Origin of the sequence: Streptomyces sp. HNM0645, assembly GCF_030056615.1 — a bacterium.
Taxonomy (GTDB): domain Bacteria; phylum Actinomycetota; class Actinomycetes; order Streptomycetales; family Streptomycetaceae; genus Streptomyces; species Streptomyces marianii.
Genome location: NZ_JASHLT010000090.1, coordinates 1 through 7,891 on the forward strand (window position 1 = coordinate 1; position 7,891 = coordinate 7,891).

The following is a 7,891-nucleotide window of genomic DNA, read 5'->3' on the forward strand; positions in this document are numbered from 1 at the left end:
TGAGGTGAGGGGATCAGTCGGGGAGCCCAGTTGCTCAAGTGCGGAAGGGATGGGCGATGATGTTCGGGCAGGCACGGTCTCGCTCGGTTCTCATGGGTCTCGACAACCACATGATCACCAGCACCGTGCCTGCTCTGCTCTCCGGGCTCCCATGCCGCACCAAGGACATGACGCCACGTCACTCACGAGACCGGCGAACCGGACCAATCCCAATCGCGCAATGGCCCTGCCCCCGCGTAGACCGCAGTTGGTCTCCCACGGCCGTGACAGAACCTTCACACCGTCACCACCAGCACGGCAACAGGTGATCAAGAATTCCGAGGTTAACTTGAGCATCCACGGCGGCTACGCCTGACCTGCACGAATCCAAGCCTTCGGGGGCTACCGCAACAGCTGATGAAGCGGACATTTTCGGCGCTGCCCTTCTGCCCGACCTTGGCGTAGGAGAGAGCGGCAACCAGGTGCAGCAGCCCGCCGAGGGCGATGTCGTCGGGCCCACGGTCGGGGTAGTCAGCGTCCTGCGCGGCCGTCATCGACCGGTCACCGGTCAGCATGACCATCTCGGGCGCGGGCTGGAACGACGCATCCGGCTCCGATATCGAGCGGGACTTCGTCGCGCGGACCGGGTGCTGGAGCCACGTGGAGCGCGTCCTGCTCACCGACGACCAGGTCCGCGAACGCGACCTGACCGCAGCCGTCGGGAAGGCGGGCGACCCGCGCTGGCCCGCCTTCGCCGAACAGCACGGGCTCGATCGAACGCAGCCTGTCCAGTGGAAGTCGAGGCCCTCGACCCGGCCGAGCTCCAGCGCCTGGTCCTGGCCGCCGTCGCCGACTACATCGACGACACCGTTCTCGCCGAACGCCTCGCGGAAGAAGAACACCAGCGCTGCCGGCTCCGTGCCTTCACCGAGCAGTGGGATACTTCCGGCGAACCGTAACGCAGCGGAGAAAACGCTCGAAGAGTTGGGGGCGGCCCCGGCCGTACTGCGTCCCGGTCACCCGGGGACCGGGGCCTGTCCCGCACACTCCATGCTGGCGCGGGCCGAGGGGAAGACTAACCCGGCCGAGTGACAAGCGTCGCGCCGTGCACCAGCGCATCGTGCGTGGTGCCGCTGGTTTCCTGGCGCTCGTCCTTCTTGACGTTGTCGGTGGTGAATGCCTCGATGGCGGCCTTCCTCCACTTCAAACCGAGCGCCGCTACCTGCGCGGCCGCCCCGGACCCGCCGGAACCACCGGCGAACAGCGCGTCACCGCCACCCGCCAGGCCCGCGCCGCCGACCGCAACACCGCCATCTGGGCCCGCCGCCATGCGGCCGACCTGCGCCGCCTCGCCGGCCAGATCACCGCCCTCACCGACCTTCCCCCCGCCGCCCGCAGCACGCTCAATGAGCTCCACGCGGCCCTCGCCCACAACGACCCCGCCGACCTCATCGCCCCCCCTGACCGCCACCAGCCCCCACCTGGCCACCACCCACCCCGACCTCGCCGCCCGGCTCGACACCCTCACTCCCCCCTGCCCCCCGCCCGGCGCCCCGCAACAGCCCAGTCAGCCTCCGCCCCGGGTGCCCTCGAAGTCCGGCGGCAGATCGTCCACGGGGTTACGCCACCGGCAACACACGCATCGAAACTGAAGAAAATCTGTCGCGGTCACAGTAGACATTGGCTCGTTACGGGGTTATTTTTTCGGTGTACCCAGGAAGTCGAGATGGGCACGGCAGAGATGAACTGCCGCGCATGCAGGTCGAACAGGACGCCCCACGGGGGCTGCGAGCAGTACCCGCGTTATCCAGCAGTACGACCGAGTAGCCGAAAGTAAAGGAGCAGACGCCATCAGGATCGCCCGGGCGAGGAACAAGTCCGCCCGGGTACCGCAGGCCCCGGATTGGAAGGTGGTCCCCGGTCACGCATCCGCGATCCCCGCAGCCCCGCCCTCCCAGGCGGAACCTGCGGACAAAGAAGGCTGGCGCAGTTCGCCGGTAGATGGTGTTGAAAGCTCGGGGCCCGGATGCCGTACGGCATCCGGGCCCCCCGACGTGTCCCCTGAAAGAAGAGGTCTATGCCCCCTGCCAGTTCCCGTCCCGTCGATAACCTCGACGATGACGACTACCCCGCGTACACCATGGGCCGGGCCGCCGAGATGCTCGGCACCACCCCCGCCTTCCTCCGCGCCCTCGGCGAACACCTCCTGATCACCCCGCTGCGCTCCGAAGGCGGCCACCGCCGCTATTCTCGCTACCAGCTGCGCATCGCCGCCCGCGCCCGCGAACTCGTCGACCAGGGCACCCCCATCGAGTCCGCCTGCCGCATCGTCATCCTCGAAGACCAGCTCGAAGAAGCCCGGCGTATCAACGAGCAACTGCGTACACAAGGCCGCGAGTCGCAGTCGAAGAACTCAGCCTGAATCAGCACGCCGATCCTGAAGTGAGCAACCGAGCTCACTTCAGGAGAGCCGCGCCCTTCCGGCTTATGTCTGGTTGTGCGAGTGTGGTCGGGCGGTCGTCACAGGGGTGGGCAGGGCGGCGGCTGGGCGGAGCATCTGTCCGGCGGCCAGTTCGCGGTAGGTGGGGTTGTTGGTGAGCAGTTCCTCGTGACGTCCGATGGCGGTGGCGCGGCCGTTGTCCAGTACGACGATCTGGTCGGCGTGCTGGACGGTGGAGAGCCGGTGTGCGATCACCAGCAGGGCGCATTCCTGGACGACGTCCTTCATCACCGTGGTGAGCGCGGATTCGTTGATGGCGTCAAGGTGGGACGTCGGCTCGTCGAGCAGGAGGAGTTGGGGGCGGGCGAGCAGGGCGCGGGCGATGGCGATGCGCTGGCGTTCGCCTCCGGAGAGAGTGTTGCCGCGGTCGCCGAGCAGGCCGGACAGTCCGCCGTGCAGGCGGCGTACGACGTCGTCGAGCTGGGCGAGTTCGACGACGCGTCGTATTTCGGCCTCGGTGGCGTCGGGGTCCGCCGGCTGAAGACCGCCGCGTTCGCCCACATCGACTATCCCCACGCTCGCCAGGCCCTCCAAGTCGTGCGCTGGAGACGGGATCTGGGCAACGGCAAGGTGACCATCGAGCGGGTCTACCTGGTCACGAGCCTGCCGCCCGGCGCGGCCACCGGCAGCGAACTCGCCGCCTGGATCCGCGGCCACTGGCACATCGAGAACCAGCTCCACCACGTCCGGGACTGCACCTTCCGCGAGGACGCCTCCAGAATCCGCACCCGCCACCTGCCCCGCGTCATGGCCGGCCTGCGCAACCTCGCCATCGGCGTCCACCGTCAGGACGGCCACACCACCATCGCCGCCGCCCTCCGCCACACCGGCCGCGACCGCCTGCGGCCTCTCACCACCCTCGGACTGACCTGACAAAACCGGACACAAGATCACTTCTCAAAGACCCTGGCAGTAGAAGCCACCGTAAGCGCCCTGGACACACCACCGAAAAGAATCCCCCGCCAACGGGCTCCGCGCCTCGGTCGTGGCGGCGTGCGGCACCGGGAAGACGCCCCCGGCCGATGAGGTGGGACGGATCAGAAGGCGGTGCGCGGCCAGGGAGCCGCTGTCGGCGACATCACCCTCGACATCGGCAGCGCTCTCGCCCGCGACTGCGCCATCGCCCTCGCTCACGACATCGATGCGGCGCGGGGGGCTCTGGTCGCGGCGGCTACCGATTTCACCGGCACTGACCTGTCCGACGCCGACGTCGAAGCAGTCGATCTCGCAGGTATCCGCTGGGATGCAGCCACACAATGGCCCAGCCCCGAATGGCGAGAGCGTATGCGCCGGGCCTCCGCCGAACATCCACCAGGTTCCGGCGTCTTCGTGGTACTGCCCGAGTGGGACGGTGAGCAGGCAGCCCAGGAACCCCCCACCCCGGCTCCGGTATAGCAGCCGGGCAGCGCGGAGGAGGCACTGCCGGACGGCACACCAGCCACCGAGCAGCGCGAGGCAGGCGCACTGCCCGGCGCGGTCGAGGACGGCAAGGGCGGATACCTGATCCCGGTCGAAGACCTGCTCGCCGCCGGCTTCCGGCTCAACGCCCCGACACCACCGGACCCGATGCCCGCCCAGGACGAGACCCCCGCCCCGGCGGCCGGTGCCAGCGAGGTCGCCGAGCATGCACGCGGCGCTCGCCGAGGAGCGCACCGCGCGCATGCTCGCCGAGAACGAGGCCCGCAACCTGCGCGAGCGCCTCGAGGAACGCGCCGAGCACATCGCCGACCTCCAACAGGCGCTCAAGGCTCTGATGCGCGCGCCCGAGCGGCCCGCCATCCCCCAGCCCGCCCATCCCGTCGCCAGCGCCCCGGCCGTCCCGGCGCCCGCACCGGCCAGCCCGCCCGCGCCACGGGACACCGCCGAGCAGCAGGAGGGCCAGGAGCCGAGCGAGCGGCGGCGCTGGTGGTCCCGCCGCGGCTGACGGACGGCCGCGGACACCAAGAGGCCCCCGGGCATAAGCACGGGGGCCTCGGCGGGCGCCCTGTTGGCGCAGAACACCCTGTACACCAGCGTCGTCCGAGGTCAAAAGGACAATCGCCGCGGATCGCAGTCTGTGAGGACTGCGTGCTGCTCATAATTACCCGTAAGCAGCTTCCGTGCCATGGTAATGGCCTGTATGGCTTGTTAGGAATCCCTTACAAGGCTCTGAGCTGCGGTGATTCTTTCGCGTGCCGGTGATTACCGGCGCACTTAAACGCTCTTGACCATCCGTGGGAACGGTGAACATCACGCGCTGTACACGGAGCGCTTCGTGGGCGAGGATGAATGATGTTCCGCTGGAGTCACGGGAGTTGGCGCTCCCGCCGCGGGACACGTCCGAGGTCACCCAGCAGGGCCCTGTGGGTCTGGTACCTATGCCGATGGCATGGGGCCCTGCGTCCTTGAAAGGACGCGCCAGTCGTGGAACTGCGCATTCACCGTCCGGGCGGGATCTGCCTGCCCCTCCCCACGCCGAAACAGTACGGCCGCGCGCTCGTGGACGCGTGCCACCGTACCGGCAGCCGTCTCGCCGACGCGGTCCGGCGCCACGCCGCCGCCCGCATCGGGCTGTACTCGGCGGCCGGCACCGCCTCCACGGCGGTCGCGGTCGCCGTGGGCATGGAGCCGGCCGACGCCGTCTCCATGGGCATCAACGTCGCGGCCACGGCCGCCGCGTTCTGGCCCACCACGGCCAAGACGGCCACCAGGGAGGCCTGCTGATGGCCGCCCAGGTGAAGCCGATCCCCGCCGACGCCCTCCCCCAGCTGAGGGCGCTGGCGACGCAGCTGCGCGACGCGAAGGACGCCGCCGGCATCTCCTACAAGCAGCTCGCCGACCGCACGCACTACTCCACGGCCTCGCTCTCGCAGGCGGCCTCGGGCAAGAAGATGCCCACCTGGGATGTGACCCGCGCCTACTTCCGCGGCTGCGAGGACCCCCGGGAAGAGGGGGTCTGGCAGGAGCTGTGGACGGCCGCGAGCGTCGCCGACGAGGCCCGGAACTCCGATACATCGCCCCCCGCCGCGTCCCCCGCCCGCGCCCCGGGGCAGCGGCGCCGCAAGACCGTCGCCCAGCTCGTGCGCGAGGAGGTCGAGCGCCAGCAGCAGGCCGCCCCGTCCCGGCAGATCAGTCTGGACGCGATGCGCACCTCACTCGCGCTGTGCATCACGCCAGACGAGTTCTGCTCACTGCTCAAGGAGCTCAAAGGCACACGGGACCTCGATGAGATCAAGGGCCGCGCCCGGAGTAAGGGCTACACCATCCGCAAGTTCGACATGCGCACCATGCTCGGGGACGACGGCGACGAGATCCCCGACACCGAGCGCCTCCACGCCTTCCTGGTCGGCTGCGACGCCGAGCCGTCCAGCATCCAGGACTGGCACCACACCGCAACCCGCCTGAGGATCTCCCAGGCCTACCGCAGCGAGCTCGCGGGCGAGGCGGAGGGACTCCTGCGCCGCCTCTACCTGTGGCTGCGCGGCATCCGCAGCGAGATCCGTCTGGAGACCCTGGTTGGCCTTTTCAGCACCCTGCTCGTCGTCTTCGTCCAGGTCATGTCGATACTCACGTACGGCTTCTGAGTCGCCGCGGGGGGACGGCCTGGAGTGAGAAGCCGTATCTCAACCGAACGTGATCGCTTGATTTCTGCTGGTCAGGCGTGGTGTAGCTCCGAATGAGGGAGGGATCCGGCGTCTTGTTTCCGCTCCATGAGCAAGGGGTGCGCGATGGCGTCGGTTCTGGGAATGCTGGAGGAGCGGGAGACAGCGGCCCGTGTGCGGGTGGAGGGGCTTCGGGAGGAAGTCGCCCGGTTGGCTGCGGTGTTGGAGGCCGCCGAGATCGAGTTGGACCGGCGGGTGATCGCGCGGGAGGAGCTGGTCGAGGCCCTGGCCGTGTCCGCGGCCGAGACGACTGCCGTGACCGAGGCGGAGCAGGAAATCGTGCCCGCGCCCGCGCCGGTGCCGGGGTCGATCGTGCCGCCTTGGCGCGAAGGCTTGCCGGTGACGGTGCTGGCGCCGGACTACCAGCGGATCCTGGGCGTGCTCGGTGAGCGGCAGCCGGCGGGCCAGGGACCGCTCAAGGCCAGGGAAATCGCGGTGGGGCTGGGCCTTCAGACGACGTCGGCGAAGGTCGAGGGGGTGCGCTCGAAGGCCAGGCGCCTGGCGGAGCGCGGGTGGCTCGTGCAGGAGGCGTCGGGGGCCTTTCAGTGCCGGCCGGCGGCCTGTGGCCGTGCCAGGCGACGGCTCATCCGCGTGACCATCGACCACCGGATCATCGCCTCGCTGCCGGCCGGCAACGTCTCGTAGTCCCGGGCCAGTCGGCGCGAATGCATCAGCCACGCGAACGTGCGCTCTGCCACCCAGCGCCTGGGCAGCACCACGAATCCCGTCATGTCGTCGGTGCGCTTGACGATCTCCAAAGTCAGGGCGAGTTTGTCCCGGCACCAGTCGACGAGGCCGCCGGTGTAGCCGCCGTCGGCCCAGACCAGGCAGATGTCACGGTGCAGGCGGCGCAGCCGGGTCAGCAGGCCCGTCGCAGCATCCCGGTCGCCGATGTTCGCGGCAGTCACCGCGACGACCAGGAGCAGGCCGAGGCAGTCGGTCACGATGTGCCGCTTGCGGCCGCCCACCTTCTTCCCGCCGTCGTAGCCGCGTGAGACGGACGGCACCGAGGCCGCGGCCTTCACCGACTGCGCATCGATGATCCCGGCCGTCGGCTCCGCCTCACGGCCCTCCCGCTCACGCACCCGTCCGCGCAGCCGGTCGTGGAACTCCGTGATCAGCCCGTGCTCGCGCCAGCGGCGGAAGAAGGCGTAGACCCGGCCCCAGTCGGGGAAGTCCGCGGGCATCGCCCGCCAGGAGATCCCGCCCGCGACCAGGTAGCGGATCGCGTCCAGCAGCTGGCGGTGGCAGTAGCCCTCGGGCTGCCCGCCCCGGCCCTTCAGCCAGGCCGGCACCGGCAGCAAAGGCCGGACGGCCGCCCATTCCGCGTCCGTCATGTCGGAGGGATACCGGCGTTCCCGGTCCGGATGGTCGGCCGCGTTGCCGTACACATGCGCGAGGCAATCACACGATGGAGCAGCCGAGTTGAACTGAACGGGCTCGGACGCGTACAACAACGACACCAGGGCCTCCCGGCGCTGCTCGGTCAGATTCGCATCCCCGAGCTACCGAGAGGCCCTGTCTTCATACGCGCACAACGGGAAGATCACCCCGACGGGAAACCTGTTCGACCCACACGTTCCATGACCGGTTGAGATACGGCTTCTGAGCTTGGCGTTTAACCGCGCGGGTCACCCGACCTGCTGATCTGCGGTTCTTTCCGGGACAGCGGAGGCGGCCGTTCTTCACGCTTCGAGGTGTCGAGCAACGAAGCATCGAGGAACGGCCGCTGTGTATGAGTGTCCCTGCCGGAGCGTCCGAGGGCGAGGCG

At 69.3% G+C, this 7,891-nt stretch carries 11 protein-coding genes and 1 pseudogene; 8 read left to right on the forward strand and 4 right to left on the reverse strand.

Features of this window, described 5'->3' with window-relative positions; all coding sequences use genetic code 11:
* Positions 1-323 precede the first annotated feature (323 nt).
* On the reverse strand, positions 324-659 hold the full coding sequence (locus tag QMZ92_RS35115) for a hypothetical protein (protein WP_283301893.1): 336 nt from the start codon (positions 657-659) through the stop codon (positions 324-326).
* 111 nt (positions 660-770) lie between these two features.
* On the opposite strand from QMZ92_RS35115, the gene QMZ92_RS35120 reads away from it, so the two are divergent.
* The 3 genes and pseudogenes from QMZ92_RS35120 to QMZ92_RS35130 all read left to right on the forward strand — a co-directional run bounded on the left by QMZ92_RS35120 (position 771) and on the right by QMZ92_RS35130 (position 2,401).
* Positions 771-938, forward strand: coding sequence for a hypothetical protein (locus QMZ92_RS35120; RefSeq protein ID WP_283301896.1), 168 nt, complete (start codon positions 771-773; stop codon positions 936-938).
* A gap of 251 nt (positions 939-1,189) precedes the next feature.
* A pseudogene (locus QMZ92_RS35125) lies at positions 1,190-1,514 on the forward strand (type III effector protein); the annotation flags it as partial.
* Positions 1,515-2,056: 542 nt separating this feature from the next.
* Positions 2,057-2,401 carry a helix-turn-helix domain-containing protein gene (locus tag QMZ92_RS35130; RefSeq protein WP_283301899.1) on the forward strand — a complete coding sequence of 115 codons (345 nt, stop codon included), beginning with the start codon at positions 2,057-2,059 and terminating at the stop codon, positions 2,399-2,401.
* A 63-nt stretch (positions 2,402-2,464) separates the two neighbouring features.
* Here the strand turns inward: QMZ92_RS35130 and QMZ92_RS35135 are convergent, their stop codons facing one another.
* Complete coding sequence (locus tag QMZ92_RS35135) at positions 2,465-2,995, reverse strand: ATP-binding cassette domain-containing protein (protein WP_502962216.1); 531 nt, start codon at positions 2,993-2,995, stop codon at positions 2,465-2,467.
* A 21-nt stretch (positions 2,996-3,016) separates the two neighbouring features.
* Between QMZ92_RS35135 and QMZ92_RS35140 the strand changes: the two genes are divergently transcribed.
* Entirely contained in the window at positions 3,017-3,352 is a 336-nt protein-coding gene (locus QMZ92_RS35140; RefSeq protein ID WP_283301900.1) for a hypothetical protein, read from the forward strand.
* 24 nt (positions 3,353-3,376) lie between these two features.
* Here the strand turns inward: QMZ92_RS35140 and QMZ92_RS35145 are convergent, their stop codons facing one another.
* Positions 3,377-4,105, reverse strand: coding sequence for a hypothetical protein (locus QMZ92_RS35145; protein ID WP_283301902.1), 729 nt, complete (start codon positions 4,103-4,105; stop codon positions 3,377-3,379).
* On the opposite strand from QMZ92_RS35145, the gene QMZ92_RS35150 reads away from it, so the two are divergent.
* The 4 genes from QMZ92_RS35150 to QMZ92_RS35165 all read left to right on the forward strand — a co-directional run bounded on the left by QMZ92_RS35150 (position 4,104) and on the right by QMZ92_RS35165 (position 6,765).
* Complete coding sequence (locus tag QMZ92_RS35150; RefSeq protein WP_283301905.1) at positions 4,104-4,403, forward strand: hypothetical protein; 300 nt, start codon at positions 4,104-4,106, stop codon at positions 4,401-4,403. The genes QMZ92_RS35145 and QMZ92_RS35150 overlap by 2 nt on opposite strands.
* A gap of 479 nt (positions 4,404-4,882) precedes the next feature.
* On the forward strand, positions 4,883-5,182 hold the full coding sequence (locus QMZ92_RS35155; RefSeq protein WP_283301907.1) for a hypothetical protein: 300 nt from the start codon (positions 4,883-4,885) through the stop codon (positions 5,180-5,182).
* On the forward strand, positions 5,182-6,042 hold the full coding sequence (locus QMZ92_RS35160) for a helix-turn-helix domain-containing protein (protein WP_283301909.1): 861 nt from the start codon (positions 5,182-5,184) through the stop codon (positions 6,040-6,042). Before QMZ92_RS35155 ends, QMZ92_RS35160 begins: the two co-directional genes overlap by 1 nt.
* Before the next feature lie 144 nt (positions 6,043-6,186).
* Positions 6,187-6,765 (forward strand): hypothetical protein, encoded by a 579-nt coding sequence (locus QMZ92_RS35165; protein ID WP_283301911.1) that lies wholly within the window; start codon positions 6,187-6,189, stop codon positions 6,763-6,765.
* Here the strand turns inward: QMZ92_RS35165 and QMZ92_RS35170 are convergent.
* Positions 6,663-7,457 carry an IS5 family transposase gene (locus QMZ92_RS35170; protein ID WP_283301913.1) on the reverse strand — a complete coding sequence of 265 codons (795 nt, stop codon included), beginning with the start codon at positions 7,455-7,457 and terminating at the stop codon, positions 6,663-6,665. The genes QMZ92_RS35165 and QMZ92_RS35170 overlap by 103 nt on opposite strands.
* Positions 7,458-7,891 lie beyond the last annotated feature (434 nt).